This is a genomic window from Duganella sp. BJB476, from assembly GCF_003416895.1.
Classification (GTDB): domain Bacteria; phylum Pseudomonadota; class Gammaproteobacteria; order Burkholderiales; family Burkholderiaceae_D; genus Rugamonas.
The window spans coordinates 330,138-352,406 of the sequence record NZ_QVIO01000001.1 but is presented as its reverse complement, the minus strand read 5'-3'; the positions used below and the strand labels follow the sequence as shown (position 1 = coordinate 352,406).

The 22,269-nt window shown below is 63.7% G+C and carries 19 protein-coding genes and 1 riboswitch; of the genes, 7 read left to right on the top strand and 12 right to left on the bottom strand.

The genetic code is table 11. The features are described 5' to 3' along the window. Positions 1–89: 89 nt before the first annotated feature. Positions 90–1,934 carry a flagellar assembly protein A gene (locus tag D0T21_RS01545; RefSeq protein ID WP_229211292.1) on the bottom strand — a complete coding sequence of 615 codons (1,845 nt, stop codon included), beginning with the start codon at positions 1,932–1,934 and terminating at the stop codon, positions 90–92. 221 nt (positions 1,935–2,155) lie between these two features. Then, positions 2,156–2,482, bottom strand: a complete 327-nt coding sequence (locus D0T21_RS01540; RefSeq protein WP_373886647.1) for a hypothetical protein — start codon at positions 2,480–2,482, stop codon at positions 2,156–2,158. 221 nt (positions 2,483–2,703) lie between these two features. Here D0T21_RS01540 and ompR point away from each other — a divergent pair, with 221 nt between their 5' ends. From ompR to D0T21_RS01525, 3 genes are read left to right on the top strand one after another with little or no spacing between them, the layout of a single operon-like run. Continuing rightward, positions 2,704–3,471, top strand: a complete 768-nt coding sequence (gene ompR, locus D0T21_RS01535) for a two-component system response regulator OmpR (RefSeq protein WP_020702208.1) — start codon at positions 2,704–2,706, stop codon at positions 3,469–3,471. A 15-nt stretch (positions 3,472–3,486) separates the two neighbouring features. After that, entirely contained in the window at positions 3,487–4,848 is a 1,362-nt protein-coding gene (locus D0T21_RS01530) for a sensor histidine kinase (RefSeq protein ID WP_116988097.1), read from the top strand. Further along, a complete protein-coding gene (locus D0T21_RS01525; protein ID WP_116988096.1) occupies positions 4,848–5,555 on the top strand; it encodes a hypothetical protein in 708 nt (235 codons plus the stop codon). Before D0T21_RS01530 ends, D0T21_RS01525 begins: the two co-directional genes overlap by 1 nt. On the opposite strand, the gene D0T21_RS01520 is transcribed toward D0T21_RS01525, so the two are convergent. Continuing rightward, positions 5,542–6,063 (bottom strand): Imm26 family immunity protein, encoded by a 522-nt coding sequence (locus D0T21_RS01520; RefSeq protein ID WP_116988095.1) that lies wholly within the window; start codon positions 6,061–6,063, stop codon positions 5,542–5,544. The genes D0T21_RS01525 and D0T21_RS01520 overlap by 14 nt on opposite strands. A gap of 166 nt (positions 6,064–6,229) precedes the next feature. Beyond that, a riboswitch (TPP riboswitch) is annotated at positions 6,230–6,328 on the top strand. Between the two features lie 55 nt (positions 6,329–6,383). Here D0T21_RS01520 and D0T21_RS01515 point away from each other — a divergent pair. Further along, on the top strand, positions 6,384–8,540 hold the full coding sequence (locus D0T21_RS01515; RefSeq protein ID WP_116988094.1) for a TonB-dependent siderophore receptor: 2,157 nt from the start codon (positions 6,384–6,386) through the stop codon (positions 8,538–8,540). On the opposite strand, the gene D0T21_RS01510 is transcribed toward D0T21_RS01515, so the two are convergent. Genes D0T21_RS01510 through D0T21_RS01490 form a run of 5 tightly spaced genes read right to left on the bottom strand, consistent with a single transcriptional unit; the run spans position 8,537 to position 13,343 of the window. After that, positions 8,537–9,262 (bottom strand): hypothetical protein, encoded by a 726-nt coding sequence (locus D0T21_RS01510; RefSeq protein WP_116988093.1) that lies wholly within the window; start codon positions 9,260–9,262, stop codon positions 8,537–8,539. The genes D0T21_RS01515 and D0T21_RS01510 overlap by 4 nt on opposite strands. Then, positions 9,259–9,783 (bottom strand): AAA family ATPase, encoded by a 525-nt coding sequence (locus D0T21_RS01505; RefSeq protein WP_116988092.1) that lies wholly within the window; start codon positions 9,781–9,783, stop codon positions 9,259–9,261. The genes D0T21_RS01510 and D0T21_RS01505 overlap by 4 nt, the downstream gene beginning before the upstream one ends. Next, positions 9,780–10,427: a nicotinamide riboside transporter PnuC gene (pnuC, locus tag D0T21_RS01500; RefSeq protein WP_373886646.1), complete on the bottom strand. Its 648-nt coding sequence runs from the start codon at positions 10,425–10,427 to the stop codon at positions 9,780–9,782. The genes D0T21_RS01505 and pnuC overlap by 4 nt, the downstream gene beginning before the upstream one ends. Beyond that, entirely contained in the window at positions 10,427–12,568 is a 2,142-nt protein-coding gene (locus D0T21_RS01495) for a S46 family peptidase (RefSeq protein ID WP_373886645.1), read from the bottom strand. Before D0T21_RS01495 ends, pnuC begins: the two co-directional genes overlap by 1 nt. 40 nt (positions 12,569–12,608) lie before the next feature. Continuing rightward, complete coding sequence (locus D0T21_RS01490; RefSeq protein ID WP_158567945.1) at positions 12,609–13,343, bottom strand: CPBP family intramembrane glutamic endopeptidase; 735 nt, start codon at positions 13,341–13,343, stop codon at positions 12,609–12,611. 358 nt (positions 13,344–13,701) lie between these two features. Between D0T21_RS01490 and fos the strand changes: the two genes are divergently transcribed. Then, positions 13,702–14,112 (top strand): fosfomycin resistance glutathione transferase, encoded by a 411-nt coding sequence (fos, locus tag D0T21_RS01485; protein WP_116989315.1) that lies wholly within the window; start codon positions 13,702–13,704, stop codon positions 14,110–14,112. A gap of 18 nt (positions 14,113–14,130) precedes the next feature. On the opposite strand, the gene D0T21_RS01480 is transcribed toward fos, so the two are convergent. Together D0T21_RS01480 and D0T21_RS01475 are read right to left on the bottom strand one after the other, a co-directional pair. Further along, positions 14,131–14,748, bottom strand: coding sequence for a DJ-1/PfpI family protein (locus D0T21_RS01480; RefSeq protein ID WP_116988089.1), 618 nt, complete (start codon positions 14,746–14,748; stop codon positions 14,131–14,133). Positions 14,749–14,787: 39 nt separating this feature from the next. Then, on the bottom strand, positions 14,788–16,233 hold the full coding sequence (locus D0T21_RS01475; protein WP_116988088.1) for a PLP-dependent aminotransferase family protein: 1,446 nt from the start codon (positions 16,231–16,233) through the stop codon (positions 14,788–14,790). 135 nt (positions 16,234–16,368) lie between these two features. Here D0T21_RS01475 and D0T21_RS01470 point away from each other — a divergent pair, with 135 nt between their 5' ends. Both D0T21_RS01470 and D0T21_RS01465 read left to right on the top strand, forming a co-directional pair. Next, positions 16,369–17,403: a porin gene (locus D0T21_RS01470; protein ID WP_116988087.1), complete on the top strand. Its 1,035-nt coding sequence runs from the start codon at positions 16,369–16,371 to the stop codon at positions 17,401–17,403. 30 nt (positions 17,404–17,433) lie between these two features. After that, positions 17,434–17,865: a cupin domain-containing protein gene (locus D0T21_RS01465; protein ID WP_116988086.1), complete on the top strand. Its 432-nt coding sequence runs from the start codon at positions 17,434–17,436 to the stop codon at positions 17,863–17,865. A gap of 37 nt (positions 17,866–17,902) precedes the next feature. Here D0T21_RS01465 and D0T21_RS01460 read toward each other — a convergent pair whose 3' ends face one another. Both D0T21_RS01460 and D0T21_RS01455 read right to left on the bottom strand, forming a co-directional pair. After that, positions 17,903–19,648: a PAS domain-containing protein gene (locus D0T21_RS01460; protein WP_116988085.1), complete on the bottom strand. Its 1,746-nt coding sequence runs from the start codon at positions 19,646–19,648 to the stop codon at positions 17,903–17,905. A gap of 7 nt (positions 19,649–19,655) precedes the next feature. After that, entirely contained in the window at positions 19,656–22,235 is a 2,580-nt protein-coding gene (locus D0T21_RS01455) for a chemotaxis protein CheB (protein WP_229211291.1), read from the bottom strand. Positions 22,236–22,269: the final 34 nt, after the last annotated feature.

Sequence of the window (22,269 nt, the reverse complement as noted above, 5' to 3'; positions counted from 1 at the left end):
GAAACGCCGCCCGGCCAGGCAACGCTTCTTCACTTTGTAATGTTGAATCTAGATTAGCATGAACCGCAGGCATTGTGCGCGCACTGGGGCTAGCCAGCCACAGGCCGCTGCCGCGCGCTGAGGTGCCAGTCCAGCGAGCCGGCGCTGTCGCTGAACAGCACCTCGCCGCCGCCCGGCGTGCCGCGCAGGCGCTGCTTGATATCCTTGGCGGGCAGCTGGATCAGCGCCGTGACGTCGGACTGGAACGGCATGGTGCGCACCAGGGTGTCGCCGTTGACCAGGTGCAGGCCGCAGCGCGCCACACCGGCCGCTTCCGCCTTCTGTTCGAGCACGCGGGCCAGCTTGTCCTGCAACAGCTTTTGCTGCGTCTGGCCTGCCTGCAGGTCGGTGCGCAGCTTGGCGATGGCCTGCAACTCGGTGGCCACCGCGCCGGCGATCTTGCGCAGGAACTGGCCCTGCTCGGCGGTCAGTTGCAGCTCCTGCACCCGCAGCTTTTCGGCCAGCGCCAGGTAGCGCCGCACGTCCGGCACCGCCGCGATGCGCTCGGCCTCCTCCCGCGCCGCCAGGTTGGCCGCCTCGAAGCCCGCCACCCGCAGTTCCAGGTCGGCGATCTCCTGGTCGAACTGGCTGACATCCTTCACCAGCACATAGATGACCATCTCGGTGCGGCGGCGCGGCCCGGCGTTTTCGATTTCGACGTTGCGGCCGGCCACCGCGCAGCCCTCGGCCACTTCGATGCGGATTTCTTCGGCGATGATCTCGCAGTTGGAAGCCTCGCCCAAGGTCACGATGGTGCCGGAGATGACGCAGTTCTCGGCCCGGCCGATATGCACCGTGCCGCTGCGGGTGGAGATCACCGAGCCGGAAGCGACCCCGGTGACGGTGATGTTGCCGGCCACGTTGGCGATGCTGCCGCTGACCAGGTTCTTGTCCAGCACCACGGTGCCGCCGCGCGAATGGATATTGCCGTAGACGTTGCCGTGCACCGTGATGTCGCCGCCGGTGACGTCGCGCTGCTCCTGCACGTCGCCGAATTCCTCGTAGGCGCCGGCCAGTTCCAGGTTGCCGGTGGTGCGGCCGCTGACGCCGTCGGTGCTGACGATTTTATCGGTGATGGAAATGCGGTTGGACTTGGAATCGACGTTCAGGAAGCCTTCGCGGGTCGACACCAGGTACTCGTCGTTGTCCACCATCACGGCGTCGGTGCCGTCGCCGGCGAAGAAGCGCAGCGTCAGGTCCTTGGGCGCGCCGGCCGGCGTCATGCGGCCGGCCAGGTCGAAGCCCGGCTGCCCCGGCACGGCGGGCAGCTTTTTCAGCAGCCGCACATTGGCCTTGATCTGCGGGAAGCGGTTCTGGAAGCTGCCCAGGTCAATGCGGCCGTCGGCCTTGGTCTTGGGCGCGTCGCTGCGGTGCAGGTCGGACGACACTTCGACCACCGTCGCGTCCTGGCCCGGCTCCGGCTCCAGCTCGGTGGCCACGGTGATGCGGTCGGCCTTGGTGGAAGCGATGGCCGCCGCCACGGCCGCCACCTCGATGCCGAACAGGATACCCTTGTTCCACATCTCGGCCACGAACTCGTCGACGTCCAGCCGCGTCGGCCGTTCCGGGATCTCGGTGCCGTCGGGCAGCGTCATCGCGTCCAGATACAGCGTCTCGAAATAGTATTCGGCGTAGCCGCGCCCCATCTTCGGATTCTTGTACAGCGCGATGCGCTCCGGCTCCATCACGCGCAACTCGGCCGCCAGCCGCGCCTGGCCCGGCACGCCGGTATCGGGGCCGACACCGTACAGCGCCTTGACCAGCAAGGGATAATTCAGGCCGACGAAATAACAGTGGGAATGGAAGACTTCATTGATGGCGGCGGTCAGCGTCAGCGGCGACAGCGTCATGTCGATATAGATGCCGTCCGGGCGCTTCAGCAAGCCGACAGGCAAGCCGCTCCCCGGAGCATGAGACTCCTGGCCTTGCGCGGCAGGGGCAACCTCTTGAACCACCATCTTCCTCCGAACGGCACGCGGCCGAAGGGCATTGCGTGTAATTAACTAATATTACACTTGGAGTAAGGAAAAGAAAGCGATTTTCGTGGTGCGAACGACACAACTGTGAAATTATTGTCACAGATCAATGTTAGTTCAATAATAAAAGCAGCGGTCGATCAATGGCGGGGCGGGTTGGCGTAGATATCCTGGCCGGCTTCGTTGATCTGGCGGCGCAGGTCGCGGCGCTCGTCCGGCGTCAGGCGGCCGGCACGGCGATTCATTTCGGCATTGCGGCCGGCTTCCTGCATGGCGCGGCGCTGCTCTTCGGCGCGGGCCTCATAGCTGCGCGGATCGATCTGGCGTGGCTCGGCCTGACGCGCCGGCTGCACATCGCGCGCAGGCAGGGTGCGGGGCTCTTCGCGGCGCGGCGCGTCGCGCTCCGAGGAACTGTCGTGCGCCATCGCGGCGCCGCTCAGCAACAGAACGCCCAAGAGGGATCGCACGCAAAAATTTGCGCTTGCTGCCGCGTAGTTTTTTTTGTGATCGATGCCCATGACGTTCCTAAAAAGCTGAATCTATGCCCAGAGTGTATGATGCTTTACCTGAGGGGGTAAGACGAATTGGGTAAAGTTTGTAACACTTTGTAATGGGTTGTCACAGACGTTTTCGCAATGCGAATATGACGTTACCATAGCAACATGAATATGACAAATCTGGCAGCCAAATGACTAGCACAACGACTGAATCCGGCAACACCTCCGCCAACCAGCATGGCCATCAGGCCAAGATCATGGTAGTGGACGACGACGTACGGCTGCGCGACCTGCTGCGCCGCTACCTGACCGAGCAAGGCTTCAACGTCTTCACCGCCGAGAGCGCGACGGCCATGAACAAGCTGTGGCTGCGCGAGCGCTACGATCTGCTGGTGCTGGACCTGATGCTGCCGGGCGAAGACGGCCTGTCGATCTGCCGCCGCCTGCGCGGCGCCGGCGACCAGACGCCGATCATCATGCTGACCGCCAAGGGCGAAGACGTGGACCGCATCGTCGGCCTGGAAATGGGCGCCGACGACTACCTGCCGAAGCCGTTCAACCCGCGCGAGCTGGTGGCCCGCATCGGCGCCGTGCTGCGCCGCCGCGGCCCGGACGAAATCCCCGGCGCGCCGTCGGAAACCCCGCAGTCGTTCGAGTTCGGCCAGTTCGTGCTGGACCTGGGCACCCGCACGCTGAAGAAGGCCGGCGAGACCGTGCCGCTGACCACCGGCGAATTTTCGGTACTAAAAGTATTCGCCCGCCATGCGCGCCAGCCGCTGTCGCGCGAAAAGCTGATGGAACTGGCGCGCGGCCGCGAATACGAAGTGTTCGACCGCAGCCTGGACGTGCAGATCTCGCGCCTGCGCAAACTGATCGAACCCGATCCGTCGAGCCCGCTGTACATCCAGACCGTCTGGGGCCTGGGCTATGTGTTCATTCCGGAGGGGCAGCCGCGCTAAGGCGCGGGCGTGCGCATGAAATCGAAGTTTCCTTTTACGTTCAGGGCCGCCAGCCTGAAAAGCGGCCTGTTCTGGCGCACCTTCTTCCTGCTGGGCGCGCTGACCACCACCAGCATGACGGCCTGGGTCGGCATGATCAGCGCCGTCCAGCACGAGCCGCAGGTGCAGCAGATCTCCTCGCAGGTGATCTCGGTGGTCACCATCACCCACGCCGCCCTCACCCACTCCGCGCCCGAACTGCGGCGCGAGCTGCTGTTCGACCTGGTGTCCAACGAAGGCATCCGCGTGTTCACGCTGGAGGACGACGACAAGGTCGATCCGCCGCCCGACAACGCGCTGATGCCCGACATCCAGAAACTGGTCAAGGCCAAGCTGGGCGAGGACACCCGCTTCTCGGCGCGCGTCAACGGCGTGGCCGGTTTCTGGGTCAGCTTCAAGATCGACGACGACGCCTACTGGCTGATGCTGGAGCGCGAACGCATCCGCGGCCTGACCGGCATCCAGTGGCTGGGCTGGGCCAGCGTGGTGTCGGTGGTGTCGCTGCTGGGCGCGGCCTTCATCTCCAGCCTGATCAACCTGCCGCTGCGCCGCCTGACGCAAGCCACGCGCGCCTTCGCACAGGGCAAGCGCCCGGACCCGCTGCCGGAAAAAGGCGCGATGGAAATCATGGAAGCCAACCGCAGCTTCAACCAGATGGTGGTGCAGTTGCAGCAGGTGGAATCGGACCGCGCTGTGATCCTGGCCGGCATCTCGCACGACCTGCGCACGCCGCTGGCGCGCATGCAACTGGAAGTGGAGATGGCCAACCTGTCGAACGAGGCGCGCGAAGGCATCCAGTCCGACATCGGCCAGATGGACGACATCATCGGCCAGTTCCTCGACTACGCCAAGCCGACCGAGGTATCGAGCTTCATCAACGTCGACCTCAGCGAGCTGCTGCAAGACACCGCGCATGAAGCCGGCCGCCTGCCGGATGTGCGCATCACCACCGACATCGTCGCCAACGCCCACGTGATGGGCAACGCCACCGACATCAAGCGCGTCATCAACAACCTGATCGAGAACGCCCGCCGCTACGGCAAGACGCCCGGCAGCGAGGTCACCGAGATCGACATCAAGTGCAGCACCAAAGGCATGCACACCTCGCGCCGCGTGATCGTCGAGGTGCAGGACCACGGCAACGGCGTGCCGGCCGACCAGATCGAGCAGCTGCTCAAGCCCTTCACCCGGCTCGACACCGCGCGCGGCCAGGCCAACGGCGCCGGGCTAGGCCTGGCCATCGTCGACCGCGTGATGCAGCGCCACGGCGCCGAGCTGCACGTGCGCAATCGCGACGGCGGCGGCCTGCTGATCCAGATCGTGATGAAGGCGGCTTGATGCGGGCAATGTATTTTGCAGTGCTGCTGGCTGCGGCCGGACCGGCCGTGGCCGGCAAGCAGGCCAAACCGTCCGGGCCGCCGCCCATCGAACAGCGCGCGCCCAGCGACGAGGAACGCAGTTCCTTCGACGACTACTTCCGCCAGAAGATACTGGCCGAATCCAAAGGCGCGCGCCCGGTGCCGCCGCTGTTTGCGCCCGAGTTCGACATCCAGCGCCAGCGCGGCAAACCGTGGCAGGTCATCGCCCGCGTCGATTCGGCGCCGCGCCATTCGGCGGTCGACCTGTGCCGGCAAATCCGTTCGAGTTTTGTCTACGACGCCAAGGCGCCCAGGGATGGGCGCTGGACCGAGTCGGCCCAGCCGCCGAGCTGGCATGTATGGCTGGCCCAGCCCAAAACCATCTGCACCGCCGCCCCGCATACCGTGTTGATGGAGCAGACGCTGCCGCCGGAAGACGTGGTGGCGCTGCTGCGCCAGTATCCCGAACTGCTGAGCCGTGCACGCCTGCTATTCGCCGGCAACTCGCAATGCATCCGCCAGCGCGCCCTGCCGTTCACGCTGCGCGCGATCGCGCCGGCGCCGCCTGCGGCCGGCGCGCCCGTCATGTTCAGTCTGGTATTTGAAAGCGACCGCGACACGATCGCCCGCGTCGCCGTACGCAAGCACCGCGGCGAGTACGCGGCCTGGAACGTCAGCTGCGACTGACGCTGCTGTTACTACCGCTACCGCTGCTGCGGTTGATCGGGTGGTCCTGCGGTTCCAGCAGCCTGGTCAGCAGCAGCTCGGTCGAGCCGTAGCCGTACAGCGAGTCCGTCTCCAGGCCCTGCGTATCGTAAGGCACGGACTCTTCGCGCTCCGAGCGGCTCGGATCCGCATCCGAATACGTCACGCGCCAGGCCCGCTTGAGCGCATCGGCGCGGCGCAGGAACTGCGGCATCGGCCACATCGCCGGATTCCAGTCGGCGATATCGCCCAGCACGCGCCAATGGCCACTGGCCAGCGCCATGTCGCCCACCCGCAGCACCTTGACGGCGTCCTGCGGTTGCAGCGTATTGAGCTCCTCCAGCGACGGCAAGCGCGGCAGCTTGGGACCGAACAGATACGCCAGCATGATCTTGCTGCCCGGCGACAAACGCGCCACCAGGCCCCAGCCATAGCCGCCATCCAGCAACGGTATGGCAAACCAGCTTCCCTCTTGATACGACTGCCTCATTCCTGCCCTTTCACTTGCACGATGCAGCAGAGTGTCGCCAAAATGTATGGACATGATGGCGCCTCCGTTAATAGCTGTGTCTGCTTCGTTGGCGCCTTGTGGCGCAAACCGCAAGTGTAGCGGCGCGGCGCGGATCGCGGCGCACGGCACCGCATGTGCTACACTAGCGCCTCGCTAGGGGTCCTGGAGCTTTGCTGCCGGGTGAGAGATACCCTTCGTACCTGATCTGGATAATGCCAGCGAAGGAAAGCGCAAAGTAGTTCTCCCCTCCTTTGATGGCTCTCCTCGCGGCTCCCAGCCAAGAACAAAAGAGAGAGCACATGAACACACCAAGATTCGCAGTTTCCGCCATCGCCCTGGCGGTACTCCATGCATTTCCCGGCGTTGCCGCCGCTGAAACCTCCGCCGCCGAGCAAGCCATGCCCGAAGTGGTGATCACCGGCGCCAAGGCGCAGGCCAGCCGCGCCAGCGTGGCCGGCTTCTCCAACGCACCGCTGCTGGAAACCCCGGCCTCGGTCAGCGTGCTGACCGCGCAGCAGATGCTGGACCTGCAAATCCGTTCCACCACCGACGCCGCCCGCTACGACGCCAGCATCGGCGACTCCTACAACGCGGTCGGCTATTCGGAGCAGTTCTCGATCCGCGGCTTCAAGCTGGACAACGCCTCCAGCTACCGCAAGGACGGCATGGCGATCTCGGCCGACACCCAGATCCCGCTGGAAAACAAGGAACGCCTGGAAGTGCTGAAAGGCCTGTCCGGCCTGCAATCTGGCGTGTCGACGCCGGGCGGCATCGTCAACTACGTCACCAAGCGTCCGACCGATACGCCGCTGCGCACGGTGGTGCTGGAAGAACGCGAACGCGGCACGCTGTACGGCGCCGTCGACCTGGGCGGCCGCTTTGAAGACCAGCGCTTCGGCTACCGCTTCAACGCCGCCGCCGAACGCCTGCGCTCCTACATCAAGGGCGCCGACGGCAACCGCAAGTTCGTCTCGGCCGCCTTCGACTGGAAGATCTCGCCGCAGGCGCTGCTGCAAGTGGACGCCGACTACCAGAAGAAATCGCAAGTGACCGCGCCCGGCTTCCAGCTGCTGAACAACCAGACGCTGCCGAACATCCCGGCCGACACCATGCTCAACAACCAGCCGTGGAGCCGTCCGGTCGAGACCACCAGCAGCAACATCGGCGCCCGCTTCGAATACAAGTTCACGCCCGACTGGAGCACCACCGTCAGCGCCAACCAGCACCAATTCAAGCGCGACGACTACACCGCTTTCCCTTACGGCTGCGGTGCGCAAGGCCTGTACTACGGCGGCTTCTGCGGCAACGGCGACTACGACGTCTACGACTACATCAGCCTGGGCGAAAAGAAATCGCCGCTGACGGTGCAGGCGCTGATGCAGGGCAAGTTCAGCACCGGCTCGTTCAAGCATGAATTCACCGGCGGCGCATCGCTGTTCAAGAACAGCGAGAAATGGGGTAACTACCTGTACACCCAGGCCGGCGCCGACGGCCTCGCGTTCAGCAACATCTACCACCCGATCATGGTGGCGCCGTCCGGCGGCAGCAGCGGTCCGGTCTCCGAACGCCGCCGCGACAACGAGCGTGCCTTGTTCGCGCAGGACATCCTGAGCATCAACGAGCAACTCAAGCTGCACGCCGGCGCGCGCTATGTGCAGGTCAAGCGCGTCGAATATGTCGGCCCGGACGAAAATGGCGTTCTGCAGCCGGACGCCCACACCGACATCGGCTTCTGGCTGCCGAATGTGGCGCTGGTGTACAGCCTGCGTCCCAACGTTTCGGTCTACACCTCGTATGCGCAGGGTCTGGAGCATGGCGGCGTTGCACCGATCGGCACGAATAACTTTGGCCGCGCGCTGGCGCCGGGCAAATCGAAGCAGGTCGAAGTGGGCGTCAAGGCTGACATCCATCCCGACCTGAGCGCGAGCGTGGCCCTGTTCGAAATCCGCAAGGGCCTCGAATACACCGACGCTCAAAGCTACTTCGTGCGCAACGGCCAGGCGCAACACCGCGGCCTGGAAATGGCTTTGAACGGCCGCGCCTCGCGTGAACTGACGGTGGGCGTATCGGCCATGGCGCTGAACTCGCAGCAGCGCGACACCGGCTCGGCGGATCTGGACGGCAAGCGCGTCGCCGACGTCCCGGCCTTCAAGTCGACCGTCTACGCCGACTACGCGGTGCCGCAAGTGGCAGGTCTGTCGGTCAGCGCCAACTGGATCTATTCGGGCAAGAAGGCGTTCGACAACGCGAACCAGGTGTTCGTGCCGAGCTACCATGTGATGAACCTGGGCGGCGCCTACGCCACCCGTATCGGCGGCGTCCAGACCACGCTGCGCGCCAGCATCGACAACGCCTTCGACAAGTTCTACTGGCGCGACGTCACGCCGGAACTGGGTGGTTACCTGATGCCGGGCGCCTCACGCACCTTCCGCGTGTCGGCCCAGTTCGACCTTTAAAAGACCAGCTGCACGCGCATCGAAAAACTCTTCGCTGCGCGTGCCGAATTCCTGCCGATCAGGTAAGCGAATTCGTACTTGATCTCCTGCCGGCCGATATCGCGGTGTCCGAACACCGCCGGTCCGGCGCGGTGCGACTGCTGCCGGTATGGCAGCCAGTCGTTCCACTTCCCCACTTCGCCGAACGCCTGCACGCCAGGCTGCAGCCACGGCTTCCAGTTATGTTTGACTTGCAGCTGGTAAGTCAGCTCCATCGGATGCTCGCCGCCGCCCGGCGCCACGCGATAGTCGCGCTGGAAAAACAGGTTGGCGTTGAACTGCGTGCGGCCGATTTCCGTTTGCAGCACCGGGCCCCATTCAAACGCGTAGCCCTCGGCGTTGTCGCGCGCCTTTTCCACTTTGGTGTGCAGCGCCAGGTCGAAGGGATACTGGCCTTGCGTCAGCAGGTAGTCGTTCTGCCAGGCCGTTTCCACCCAGTGACTGGCGCCGCCGTTGAATTTGGTCCACTTGGCGTACACCTCGGTGTACCAGCGCGACGTGACGCCGTAGCCGATGCCGATTTCCGGCGCCGCCACGGTAAAGCCCTTGTAGTGGGCGTTCCAGTATTTGTAATCGAGGGATGCCTGGCCTTCCACGTCGTAGGTGGAGACCAGGTAGTAGCCGGTATCGGCCAACGCCAGCGGGGACACACACATCAATATCGCCGCCAGCCGTTGCTTCATGGTAGATGCCGCTTCACTTGGGATAGTCGCTCGTCGGGATCGCCCGACACCAGCAGATAGGGTATCCCACGCGTGGCCAGCTCGTCCAGCAGCATGCGGTTGATGATGACGCTCACTTCCTCGGATTCACGCTGCAAGCCGTCGGCCACCCAGGGGATGTCCGGCGCCGTCACCAGCGTGCAGGCATAGTCCTGCTGGTGCTGTGCCGCCAGCGTGGCCAATTGCTCGTCGATGCCGCCGAAATAATGGCGGCCATAGACCACCGTCATCAGCGGCGCGGTGTCGCAAAAAAGATACTTGTTGGCGCGCGGCACGGCCGCATCCTCGCGGTCGCGCTGCGTCTCGGCGATGTGGAACTGGTCCGCCGCCACCGGTATCCTGGCCTCGGTGTCGACGAACTCGCGCAGGTACTCGGGCACCCACAGCGTTTGATAGTGCTCGGCCAGCGCCGCCGCCAGCGTCGACTTGCCGGACGACGTGGTGCCCAGTATGGCCACCCGCAGCGGCGCGTGCGCGCTCATTCCAGCGCCATGCGGCCGTTGCGGCCGCCCGTATGGTCGTGGCTCCAGGCGCGCAGGCCGATCACCGCCATGCCGACGAATACCGCGTACAGCACCGCCGTCAGCACCAGGTGCTTGTGCAGGTACAGCGCTACGTACAGCACGTCGACGATGATCCACACATGCCAGTTCTCGACCTTCTTACGCGACAGCAGCAGCTGCCCGACCAGGCTGCCGGCGGTCAGGAAACCGTCGGAGTTGGGCACATCGGTATCGGTATAGGACTTGAGGAACCAGGCCAGCAGCGCGAAGCCAGCCAGCCAGCCGCCTGCGGCCCACCAGCGGCCGCGCGTGTCCAGCGTGGAGACGGGCAGCCTATCGTGGCTATCATCGCCATGCAGCCACTGGTACCAGCCGAAGAACGACACGGCGATGAACACCAGCTGCAAGCCCATGTCGCCATACAGCCGCGAACCGAAGAACACCAGCCCGTAGGTGGCCGACGAGATGATGGCGAACAGCCAGCCCCAATGGCTCTGGCGGATGTTGAGCCACACCGTGACCACCGACAAAATGAAGGACACCAGTTCCAGCGGGGACGTGGCCACGCCTGCCAGGTGCCACGGCATGTTCAGGTACCCCAGGAGAACCGATAGCTCGTTCATTATTTTTTCTTGGCCGGATACTTGATGGTCAGCTCTTTGAGCACGTTATCAGCGTGGTCCACTTCGGCCATCACCCACAGCATATAGCGGATATCCATGTGGATGGCGCGGGTGATGGCGGTGTCGAAGTACCAGTCCTTGGTGATGGACTCGTAGGTCGAATCGAAATTCAGGCCGATCAACTCGCCGTTCTTGTTCATCACCGCCGAGCCGGAATTGCCGCCGGTGGTGTCGGCACTGGTCAGGAAGTCGACCGGCACCGTGCCCAGGATCGGATCCATGAACTGGCCATAGCGCTTGGCCTTGATCGCATCGAGCAGCTTTTGCGGTGCGTTGAACGGATCCTTGCCGGTGTTCTTCTCGACGATGCCTTCGATCGTGGTGAACGGGCCCTTGGTGATGCCGTCCTTAGGCGAGTAAGGCGACACCGTGCCGTAGGTCACGCGCAGCGTCGAATTCGCATCCGGGTAGACCGGCTTGCCCTGCGACTTCTTCCATGCGATCACGGCCTGCATGTATTGCGGGATCACGCGTTCCAGGTTGCCGTCCAGTTCCTTGCGGCGTTCGATCAGCGACTGCGTCACGCCGTCCAGCTTGACGGCCAGTTGCAGGAACGCGTCGTCCGACGCGGCCAGCGCGGCGGCGTCCTTGCCCACCCACGCCAGGCGCTTGGCGGTATCGCCCAGCGACGACTTGAGGTACAGGGCCGGCACCGTCTCGACGGCCGGCAGCAAACCATCCATGCCGAGGACGTGCATGGACTTCGGCAGCTTGGCGTAGCGCTGCAAGGCGGCCACAAAGCGCGCCTGGTCGACGCTGCCCACATACGACTGCTCCAGGCGGTTCAGGCGGGCCTTGATGAAGGTCAGGTCGCGCTCCTGGTAGCCGGTTTCGCGTTCCGCGTCCGGCTTGGCGGCTTCGCGCGCCAGGCGGTACAGGGTGGTCCCGCTCTTCAGCAGATCGCCGGTGGTGGCGACGCTGTAGCCGAATTCCTCGTCGCTCAGCGCCAGGTCGGCGGCGATCACCGCATCCAGTTCGGCCAGCAGGGTTTTCGATACGCCCGGCTGTTTGGCGTACCAGGCGCGGAACTCCGCGTCCTGCACGTCCTTGATGGCGGCGATGTCCTTGCGCTCAAAGCCGTCCAGCAGGCCCTGGGTTTTCTTCATCACGTTGTTCATGCTCTTGTCGACGCTGGCGTAACGCACGGCGGCGGCGGCATTGCCCTTGGTGGCGGCGGCGATCACGTCCAGGTCGGCCTGGATCTCGGCCACCTTGGCCGGATAGGCCGAGTCGCGCGCTGCGCGGATTTCCGACGGCAGCTTGTAGCGGCTGGTGCGGCCCGGATAACCGGCCAGCAGCACCGGGTCGCCGTTTTTCAGGCCGGCGGCGGAGACCACCAGGAAGTCCTTGGAGTGGTAAGGCACGTTGTCCGGCGACGGATCGGCCGGGCGGCCGTCCTTGCCCACGTAGGCGCGCAGGAAGGAGTAGTCGCCGCCCTGGCGTGGCCATTCGTAGTTGTCGATGTCGCCGCCGAAGTTACCGATCATGTCGGCCGGCGCGTACACCAGGCGCACGTCGCGTATCATCATCTGGCGGATGCGGTAGTACTCCAGGCCGCGGTGGAAGGCAGGCACCGAGCAGCGGTAGAACTTGTCGCTCTCGCATTCGGCGATCAGCGCCTTGATCGATTTTTCCACGGCGTCGTGGCGCTGCTTGCCGCTCATGGTGTCGCTCACGCCTTTGAGTACGCGATCGGTGACGTTTTCGACCTTGTCGGTCACGTAGACCAGCGTGTTCGGGCCGCCCGGCAGCTCTTCGGCGCGGGTCTTGGCCAGGTAGCCGTCGACGATGTAATTGTGCTCAGGAGTGGCGTTGCGCTGGATCGCGCTATATGCGCAATGGTGATTGGTCACGACCAGGCCGGCGTCCGACACGAACGATGCCGAGCAGCCGCCCAGCGAAACGATGGCGCTCATCGGATGCTTGGACAGATCGGACAATTTCTCGGCAGGGATGGTGATGCCGATGCGCTTCAATTCGGATTTCAGCTGCGGCAGCTGGTATGGCTGCCATTGACCTTCGTCGGCCTGGGCCGCAGCGGCGCCCATCAGGGCCACCGGAAGTACTAGATATTTTAACAAGATATACACCCCAGTTTGAGTTCTGGCGGCAGTATATTCCTTATGGGGAAAGCTGAAAATGCTTTTGTTCGGAGGGCCCCAACTTACGCGCGGTATAGAACATCGTTATCGGCACAGCTGCGTGCAGCACCATCAGCCACCACAAACTACCTGTTAGCGCATATCCAATTGTGAACGCAAACGCTACAACGATAGAGGTAAAGAATTGCTTGAAGTTCTTAAAACCGTGTCCGGCTCCATAAGAAATAGCAGCCAGTGCGACTGCGAGCGGCAATCCAGTGAGCGGCGTGAGCACAAGCAGCAAATAGCCCCGGAATAACAGCTCCCAAGTCGCGGTCATGCCGACCATGGTCACGAAGTACGCCGCGATTTCAATGCGCGTCTGTGGCATTGAAATCTGCAACTCTCGTAGTTTGTCCTCTTGCTTGAGGCGATCTTCCGGAGTCATTTTGGATTCCGCCCGCTTGCCCAGAACATGCATAACCGCCATGAAAACGGTAACGATCACCAGCCCCCAAGTCCCACCGGGCGATAGCGGGATATCCAAGCCAAGCTGACTGGCCGAGTGATTTCCCGACCACTTAACCAGCATAAACGCAGCGAGGAGTACCAGAACAAAACGCCCCTGCCGCCAGTAGCTCTGCAAATTGGGGAGTTTTGGCTTGGGTGGCGTCTTGGATAAACCGCGCCAAATGCTATCGGCAGGAAAGTACACCAGCAAATACAACGTGAAGATTATGTCAGGGATAGAGTGAGTTAAAAATTGCAGTGTCATTCCTGTTGGGCCCATCAAAACAAGGTAATAAAATATCGCCAATCGGCATCGGGACGAGGCCAGTTGGGCTTCGAGCTCAATTCACTCTAATGCTTCAAATTTTTCTTTCACAAGCGGCAGAAATCGCTCCGCGACGAACCATCGAGTAAATCCACAAGCTCCGCAGACAACGACTCGGTATTTAGCGCCATGGAGACCACCCACCGGGAGTAGCTCCCCAGGAGCGACTTCCCTCGAGAAATGCTCATGATTGCCACATTCCGCACACGATTTCGCCACCACCATTGTTCTCTCTCCACAGTAATCAGAGCTGCCAATTTGATAAGATAGCATCTTTCAAGCCCGCATGAGGTCTTTAGTGCTTACCGGTTTTAATCATCTGACTCTGTCCGTTACAGACCTGTCGAGTAGCTTCGATTTTTACTCACGCCTTCTGAATTTTCGGCCTGCCGCCACTTGGGACACTGGCGCCTACCTCACGCTGGGAGAACTATGGCTATGCCTGTCATTAGACAAGACGAACGGCGCCAAAGGCTCCTCAACTTACACCCACTACGCATTTTCGATCCAGCAAGCGGACTTCCAGGAATTCAGGCAAAAGCTCAGGAATAACGGAGTGACTGAATGGCAGCAGAACCAAAGCGAGGGCGACTCGTTCTATTTCCTGGACCCTGATGGCCATCAATTGGAAGCTCACGTAGGCTCCCTGAGTTCCCGGCTAGCCGAATGCAAAGAGAGACCCTACAAGGGCATGCAATTCTTCACTTGATCCGCTCAAAGTCCATCGTCAGCTGACACCACTAATACCGTTTAAGTAGGGGGTGATATTGCGTAACATCCTTTCAACATACTCATCTTTTTCCCCTACCGGCGCGACGTAGTGCATCGCAGCCTTCGCCGCTTCAATGCCTTCCAAGCGCGCAATAACCCAACAGGCCAAGTACTGAGCTCCCAAACACCCACCCGCTGTAGCAATATTATCTTGTGCGAAGAAAGGTTGATTGAGAACCTTCACGCCAGCCTCTTGTACCCACGGCTTAGTGGTTAAGTCTGTACACGCGGGAATCGCATCAAGCAATCCAAGCTTAGCCAGAATTAAAGCGCCTGAACACTGAGCGCCAAGTAACTGCCGTTGAGGGTCTAGTTTCAGTTGTGCCATCAATCGTGAATCCGCCACTATCTCCCTCGTCTGTATCCCGCTGCCAACAAGTACAACGTCGGCGCCAGCTGCCTCAGATAGTGGCGCCTGGGCTTCAAGAACAACGCCATTCATTGATTTGACACGCGTCGTTGGGCAAGTAATGGAGACGCGCCAGTCCGGCCTCTTAACGCGATTGAGGATGCCGAGCGCAATAAATGAATCGAGTTCGTTGAAACCTTCAAAGGTGAGTATTGTGATATGCATAGTGCTTGAGTTCCATGGGAGGCGATGCAAGGTTGTCCGTTATTGGCCGGATGGAGGGCTCAGGGTCAGGCGCAGCACGGCTTGATCGATCAGGTGCGTGGGTATCAGGCCCAGTCCAAACACCAGCCCGTTCGGCGGCGCGGCGGCCAGCGCATACTGGCTGAGCGGCTCGACGCGGATGCCCGCCTCCGCCGCGGCCGCGACGACCTGCATGGCCTGGTCTTCATCGCCTAGCAGCGCAGCGATATGCAGCCCTCCTTCGGACGGGATCACCGACAACTTGCCCGGCAGATGGCGCTGCAAGGCCTGCACCAGAATCTGCTTGCGCTGGCTGTAGACCTGGCGCATTTTGCGGATATGGCGCGCGAGGTCGCCATCGTCGATGAAGGCCGCCAGCGTGTCCTGCGCCGCTACCGCGCCGTGCCAGTCGCTGCGCTGCTTCGCGCCAACCAGGGCGGCGCGTGCCCATGCCGGCGCGATGACATAGCCCAGCCTCAGACCTGGAAACAGGCTCTTGGAGAAGGTGCCAACATAAAACACCGAGTCGGCGCGGTCCAGGCTTTTCAACGCATCCAGCGGCTGCGACGAATGGCTGAACTCACCATCGTAATCGTCTTCGATGATCAGGCTGCCATGTTCGCGCGCGAACGCCAGCAAGGCCATGCGGCGCTGCAGCGACATGGCCGGTCCCATCGGGAACTGGTGGGACGGCGTCACGCAAATCAGCCGCGCGTCGGCCGGAATGCGATCCACCACCATGCCTTCGGCGTCGACCGGCACCGGCACCAGCACGGCGCCGGAGCTTTCCAGCGCCCAGCGCAACGGCGGATAGCCCGGATCCTCGATCGCCACCCTGGTCACGCCCGGCTCGATGAAGATGCGCGCCAGCAGATCGAAGGCCTGCTGCGCGCCGGACGTCACCAGCACGTCGGTACCACTGCAGGCCACGGCGCGGGCAAACGACACATGCTTGGCGATGGCGGCCCGCAGCGCAGCCCGTCCTTCCGGCGCTGCATATTCGGCCGGCGCGCGCTCCAGCTGGCGCAAGGAGCGCGCGTCCAGGCGCCGCCAGGTATCGAACGGGAACTGGGTGGTGTCGGGCAGGCCCACCACAAAATCATAATCGAACTGCGCGGCCGCCGACGGCCGCAGCACGGTTGGTGCGTGGCGCCAGCGCGGCAGCAGCAAGGAAGTCCGGTCTGCCGCCGCGCGGGGCGGATCGGCCAGGTAGATATCGGACACGAAAGTCCCACCGCCGGCTCGCGCCGCGACCAGTCCTTCGCTCAGCAGCAAGTCGTACACCGCCATGGCGCAATTGCGCGACACGCCGCATTGCTCCGCCAGCGTGCGCGAGCCAGGCAATCGCAAACCGGCCGACAGCCGGCCATCGACGATGGCGGTCCGCATCTGCTGGTGCATGGAACGCAGGATTTGCCGGGAGCCACGCTCCGGCAGCGCAAGGGTAATCGGAAGAACTGGCTCCATCGGGACCTGTAATGGCTGAAAAAAACCGGTACGGAAGCGTCCCAACCGGCACCCTGAAGTTTGCCCGGACTGGCTCTGTTGGCCATTGCCCAAGCTTGCGACACTGTACACCTCTTCACTTCATTCACCAACATCATGCCATCACGCCTGCTCCGCCTCATTGCCAGCGCCGCGCTGCTGATAGCGACGATGCCCGGCCACGCCGCGGATGGCCCCGTCCTGTACGGCACGGTGACCGCCGGGCTGTCCTACATCGACCACATCGGCGCCAACAACGAGCACGTGGTGCGCGCCTCGAACAGCGAATGGGGCACCAGCCTGATCGGCATGCAAGTGGCCGAAGCCTTGACGCCCGACCTGCAACTGCTCACCCGGCTGGAGAGCGGCTTCAACACCGCCACCGGCACCGTCGGCAGCGACGGCATGCTGTTCAGCCGCTATGCCACGCTCGGCGTGGAGAGCAAAACCTGGGGCAAGCTGGAAGCCGGCCGCTCCATGGCTTACAGCAACGACGTCTGGTATATCGATCCGATGGGCCTGAACTGGTCCGGCTCCGCCACGCTGACCAAAGGCCATAGCTGGAACGCGTGGAGCCATACCGTCGGCTATCGCAGCGCAGAGCTTGGCGGCCTAGCCATCGGCTTGCAGACCACCGTGGGCGAGCGCGCCTGCCGCAGCACTGCGGGCGTGCTCAGCTACCAACGGGGCGGCCTGGATTTCCGCGCGATTTACGATGAAACGCGCGACAGCCAGGGACATCTGTCAGACCTGTTTGATGCCTCGCGCGAATTGATCGTGGGAGCCCGCTATGAGCAAGGCGCCAACTCCTGGTTTGCCGCCTACAACATCGTGCGCGCGCCCGATGCCGCGGCCGGCAGCGACACGTCGATGCAGCATGTGTGGGCCGGGGTCAACCGCAAGGTCGGCGCCCGCGATCTGCTGCGCCTCGGCATCTACGGCGCGCGCACCAATGTGACCGACTCTCGCGGCCTGCTGTTGAGCGGTGGCTGGGAACACAGCTTCGCCCCGGCGCTCACGCTGTGGGCCACGGCCGCCGTGGTGCGCAACAGCCGCGAGGCCGCGTTCCCGGTGGCGGCCTACTGGCAAGACTTGCCGGCCCCCGGTGCGACGCAACACACCGTCAACGGCGGCCTGATCTATACCTTCTGACGTCCCATTATTTTTCTGAAAGGCTGGAACATGAAAACCGAACAAAGCACAACGCTGGGCCCCGAGTGGATCGTTGAAGGGGAAGGAAAATGGTCGCAACCGCTGCAATTCCTGCCGGGCGACACGGGCTGGGTGGAACTGATGCGGCTGGCGCCTGGCGTAAAGTTGGGGCTGCACCGGCATACCGGCCATGTGCACGCCTTCAATCTGGAAGGGTACCGGCAACTGGGAACGGGCGAACAGCTCGGCCCGCACGCCTATGTGTACGAGCCAGAGGGAAATGTCGACTGGTGGCAGGCCATAGGCGACACACCATTGGTGGTCTTTGTGGTGGTCACCGGCGCGGTGGAGTACCTGGCGCCGGATGGCTCCGTACTGCGCCGGATTACCGTGCAGGACCGGAGACAGGATTATCTGCGCCACTGCGCCGCGCAGGGACTACGGCCGGTTCTGTTGGACTAATCTGACGTCGCTCAGATTTGATCATGCCGATGGCCTTTCACGCGGGCAGCGCGAAGTCCATCGTCAGCGTGCAGCCGCGCCCCGGCGCGTACTGGCCGATATCGAGCCGTCCACCCAACGATTCCACGCGCTGCGCCATGCCCATCAAGCCGAACGACTCGCTCTTGTCGCGGTTATGCGGCGCGATGCCGACGCCGTTGTCGCTGACGCTGAACACCAGCCGGCCGGCGCGCCGCGCCAGCAGCACCTCGACCCGGCTGGCGCCCGCATGGCGCCGCACATTGCTCAGCGCCTCCTGCAAACTGCGGAACAGCACTATCTCCATCTCCGGCGCGATGGCGGCAAACACCGCATCCTCCGGCAGCGTCAGCGCGCAGGCCAGGCCGCTGCGCTTGCGGAACTCACCCGCCTGCCACTCCAGCGCCGCCTGCAAGCCCAGGTCCAGCACCGCCGGCCGCAGCTCGTTCATGATCCCGCGCACGCTGCTGATGGTGGTATCGACGTTCTCCAGCACCGCGTCGACCCGCTGGTGCAGGCGCGCGTGGCGCTCGCTGGTGCGGGCGCTGAGCATGGAGATATCGATACGCAGCGCCATCAGGTTTTGTCCCAGCTCGTCGTGGATGTCGCGGGCGATGCGGGTACGTTCGCTTTCCTTGACCGTCTCCATGTGCTCGGCCAGTTTGCGCAGCTGCTCGCGCGATTCGTGCAGCGCCGCCTCGGTGCGTTTGCGCTCCACCACTTCCAGCATCAGCTGGCGATTGGCCTCGGTCAGTTCGGCGGTGCGCGCCGCCACCCGCGCATCGAGCTCGCGCGACAGCTTCAGCAACGCCGCCTCGGCCTGCTGGCGCGCCGTGACGTCGGAGAACACGCCGATGAAATGACTGATCGAACCGTCGTCGTCGCGCACCACCGTCAGCGACATCGAGGCCACATACGGCGTGCCGTCGCGCCGCCGGTTGTACACCTCACCCTGCCATTTGCCGTAGCTGCGCAGGCAGCGCAGCGCCTCCGCGTGATAGCCGACCGGATGGGCGCCGGGCCGGCCCAGGAAGCGCGGATTGCGACCCAGCGCCTCCTCCACCGCGTAGCCGGTCAGCGTGGTGAAGGCGGGATTGACGAAGACGATGTTCTGTTCGGCGTCGCACACCAGCACCGCCTCGTTGATGCTGTCGAGTACCTGGAAGGCGCGCCGCCGCGCATCCTCGCGCACATCTTCGGTGCCGATGTCGGTCAGGATCATGCGGCAGGAGCGCCCCGCCGCATCCATATTGGCTTCGATGCGGACCTGGCGCAGTCCGCGCATGGCGCTGCGGGTGTAGGAATCGAACAGCGGCGCTTCCAGCACTCCGCGCCCGCCGCTGTCGAGCAGGTCGAGCAGGAAGCCGCGCAACAGCGCCTGCGACTGCGGCGCCACGAACTGCTCGAAGCGCCGGCCCGCCAGCTCGGACATCGGGCGCGCCAGCAGCACGGCGGCGGCCTGGTTGGCGCGCGTGATGCGGCCGTCGGCATCGAGCGACAGGTAGCCGGCCGGCGCCTGGTCGTACAGCGCGGCGTAGCTGTCGCGGCCCTCCTCGGCCAGGTCGCGCTCAATCTGCAACTCGGCCAGCGCCAGGTTCTGCATATCCAGCTCGATCTGGCTGACCTGGAGTTCATGCCAGCGCTTGAGTTCATCGCTGCCGGCGCCGTCCGCCGGCGGCTTCACTTTCGGCAGCGCCGCCACCGTCTGTTCGGCGATCTCACGCAGCTGGACGGGATCGAGTTCGGGGCGCTGGCGCTTTTTCATGCTAATCCTATCCTTTCTGCATCGAACGCAGCTGAGCCTCCAGCAGCTTCGACTCGGTGATGTTGATGAAGGTGACGACAACACCATCGATCACATTGTCCACGGTCCGGTAAGGCATGATGCGCACCGTGTACCAGCCGCCGCTATTGGTGGGGATCTGGCGTTCGCGGAATATCAGCGTGCGCAGCACTTCGCGCGCGTCGTCCTCCAGCTCGGGATACTGCAAATCGTTGACGATGTCGCTCAGCGGCCGGTGCACGTCGCCCGGTATCAGCTTGTAGATCTGCTTGCTCTGGTCCGTGAAGCGGCGGATGCGCAGCTCGCCGTCGAGGAAGATGGTGGCGACGTCGGTGCTGTTGAGCAGATTCTTCATGTCGCCGTTCACCACCGACAGGTCGTCGACCTTCGATTGCAGCTCGGCGTTGACGGTGTACAGCTCCTCGTTCAGCGATTGCATCTCTTCCTTGGAGGTGGTCAGTTCCTCGTTGGCCGATTGCAGTTCCTCGTTGGTGGACTGGAGCTCCTCGTTGGCCGACTTGAGCTCCTCGCGCGAGGTCTGCATCTCGGCGCACACCGCCTGGATCTCCAGCCGCGCCTGCGCCAGCTGCTGCTCCAGTTCCAGCAACTGCGGATTGCTGGTGCGGATGCGGCGCTTTTCCGGCGGCAGCGGCGCGCCGGCCAGCGTCAGCAGGACGGTGCCGGCCAGCGGGCCTTCGCCAGGCATGGGCTCGGCCGTCAGTTCCAGCGCCTGCAAGGGCTTGCCGGCGTCGTCGCGCTGGATCAGGCCGCGCACGGTGATCTGGCCTTCGCCCTGGCTCGCGCGCTTGAGCAGGTCGGCCAGCTCGTGCCGCAGGCCCTCGCGCGCCATCGCATGAATGTTCCAGTTGGCCTTGCCGGCGGCCGGCTCCAGGTAGGCGCCGGTGCGGCCGTGGATGTACAGGATGTCGCCATGGGCGTTGAGCAGCACGGCGGCCGGCGTGTGCTTCTTGAGCAGCTGCTGTTCGACCTGGGTTTGGAGGTTACCGTTCATGGATGATGGCTGAGGTTCGCTGGCGGTGGAAATCGACGCGGTGTTGACGCGGGTCGGAAAATAATTGGCGACGCGGTGGATGGACGCATCCAGGCGCCGGTAAATGCGCCCCGCGCTGGTTGCCGGCGCGAACAGCTCGTGAAAATTGCCGGGCGTGTCGGCGCTGCCCAGCATCAGCAGTCCCTCCGGCTTCAGCGCATAGTGGAACAGCGGGATCAGCTGCTCCTGCAATTTGGCCGTGAAATAAATCAGCAGGTTGCGACAACACAGTATATCGAGCTTGGTGAACGGCGGATCGGAAATGATGTTCTGGCGTGCGAAGATGATGGTGTTGCGCACATCTTTGCGGACGCGGTAGCCGCCCTTCTCGGCCGGCATGAAGTAGCGTTGCAGCAGTTCCGGCGGCATTTCCGCCTCGACGCCGTCGCCGAACACGCCCAGGCGTGCGCGCTCGATGGCGTCGTCATCAAGATCGGTGGCGAAGATTTGCAGCGTGTAGCGCGCCGCCGGCCGCAGCCGCTCCAGCACCTCGTTGAAGGCGATCGCCAGCGAATATGCCTCTTCGCCGGTCGAGCAGGCCGGCACCCAGGCCTTGAAGGCGGCGCCGTCGGGGTGCGCCTCCAGCAGCTGCGGCAGCGCGGTCGCCATCAGATAGTCCCACACCTTGGGGTCGCGGAAGAAGTTGGTCACACCGATCAGCAGTTCCTTGAACAGCAGCTCGACCTCGGCCGGATTGGCGCGCAGGAAGACGACATAATCGGCCAGCGTCTGGCACTGGCGCACCTTCATGCGGCGCTCGATGCGGCGCAGCACAGTGCTCAGCTTGTAGTCGGAAAAATTGGCGCCGGTCTGCTTGAGCAGCAGCTGGAACAGCTGGCGCAGCGCGTCGCGCTGGGCGATCGCCTGGGCCGGCAAGCTGGATTCGTGGCTGCTCCACCAGCTGATCACCAGCGCCGCCATCTCGCCCGGCAGCGCCACGATGTCGACCAGATCGGCGGCGATGGCGCTGAGCGGCATGGGATCGAAGCGCGCCGACGCCGGCTGCTGCGCCAGCGTCAGGCCGCCGGCCTCGCGCACCGCGGCCATGCCCCGTGTACCGTCGGCGCCCATGCCGGAAAATATCACGGCCACCGCATGCTCGCGGCTGCGCGCGGCCAGCGCGTGGAAGAAGCTGTCGATCGGGAAGTGGTGGCCGCGCGCACCGGAAGCGGGCAGCACGGCGAAATCGGCGCCGTCGAATCCGAGGTCATGGCCGGGCGGGATCACATACACATGGTCGGCTTCGACCGGCATGCCGTCCTCGATCTCGTGCACCCGCATGCGCGTGACCCGCTGCAGCAGCTCCGGCAGCATGGCCTTGTGGGTCGGATCGAGGTGCTGCACGACAACATAGGCGAAGCCGCTGGCCGGCGGCACGCTGACCAGGAATTCGCAGATCGGATCGAGGCCGCCCGCGGACGCGCCGATGCCCACCACCGGCACCAGGCCGTGGGCGGACTTCGCCGTCGGGGTATCGATGGCGGCGACAGCGGCTGCATGAGCGGTTTGTTTCGTCATTGTGGCTAGGCGACCGCCGGAACAACCCTGCACT

Excerpts from the sequence above, each read along its gene's own strand:
- ompR (WP_020702208.1), top strand. The coding sequence starts at position 2,704 with ATGACTAGCACAACGACTGAATCCGGCAACACCTCCGCCAACCAGCAT.
- D0T21_RS01530 (WP_116988097.1), top strand. The coding sequence starts at position 3,487 with ATGAAATCGAAGTTTCCTTTTACGTTCAGGGCCGCCAGCCTGAAAAGC.
- D0T21_RS01525 (WP_116988096.1), top strand. The coding sequence starts at position 4,848 with ATGCGGGCAATGTATTTTGCAGTGCTGCTGGCTGCGGCCGGACCGGCC.
- D0T21_RS01520 (WP_116988095.1), bottom strand. The coding sequence starts at position 6,063 with ATGAGGCAGTCGTATCAAGAGGGAAGCTGGTTTGCCATACCGTTGCTG.
- D0T21_RS01515 (WP_116988094.1), top strand. The coding sequence starts at position 6,384 with ATGAACACACCAAGATTCGCAGTTTCCGCCATCGCCCTGGCGGTACTC.
- D0T21_RS01510 (WP_116988093.1), bottom strand. The coding sequence starts at position 9,262 with ATGAAGCAACGGCTGGCGGCGATATTGATGTGTGTGTCCCCGCTGGCG.
- D0T21_RS01505 (WP_116988092.1), bottom strand. The coding sequence starts at position 9,783 with ATGAGCGCGCACGCGCCGCTGCGGGTGGCCATACTGGGCACCACGTCG.
- pnuC (WP_373886646.1), bottom strand. The coding sequence starts at position 10,427 with ATGAACGAGCTATCGGTTCTCCTGGGGTACCTGAACATGCCGTGGCAC.
- D0T21_RS01490 (WP_158567945.1), bottom strand. The coding sequence starts at position 13,343 with ATGACACTGCAATTTTTAACTCACTCTATCCCTGACATAATCTTCACG.
- D0T21_RS01480 (WP_116988089.1), bottom strand. The coding sequence starts at position 14,748 with ATGCATATCACAATACTCACCTTTGAAGGTTTCAACGAACTCGATTCA.
- D0T21_RS01475 (WP_116988088.1), bottom strand. The coding sequence starts at position 16,233 with ATGGAGCCAGTTCTTCCGATTACCCTTGCGCTGCCGGAGCGTGGCTCC.
- D0T21_RS01470 (WP_116988087.1), top strand. The coding sequence starts at position 16,369 with ATGCCATCACGCCTGCTCCGCCTCATTGCCAGCGCCGCGCTGCTGATA.
- D0T21_RS01465 (WP_116988086.1), top strand. The coding sequence starts at position 17,434 with ATGAAAACCGAACAAAGCACAACGCTGGGCCCCGAGTGGATCGTTGAA.
- D0T21_RS01460 (WP_116988085.1), bottom strand. The coding sequence starts at position 19,648 with ATGAAAAAGCGCCAGCGCCCCGAACTCGATCCCGTCCAGCTGCGTGAG.
- D0T21_RS01455 (WP_229211291.1), bottom strand. The coding sequence starts at position 22,235 with ATGACGAAACAAACCGCTCATGCAGCCGCTGTCGCCGCCATCGATACC.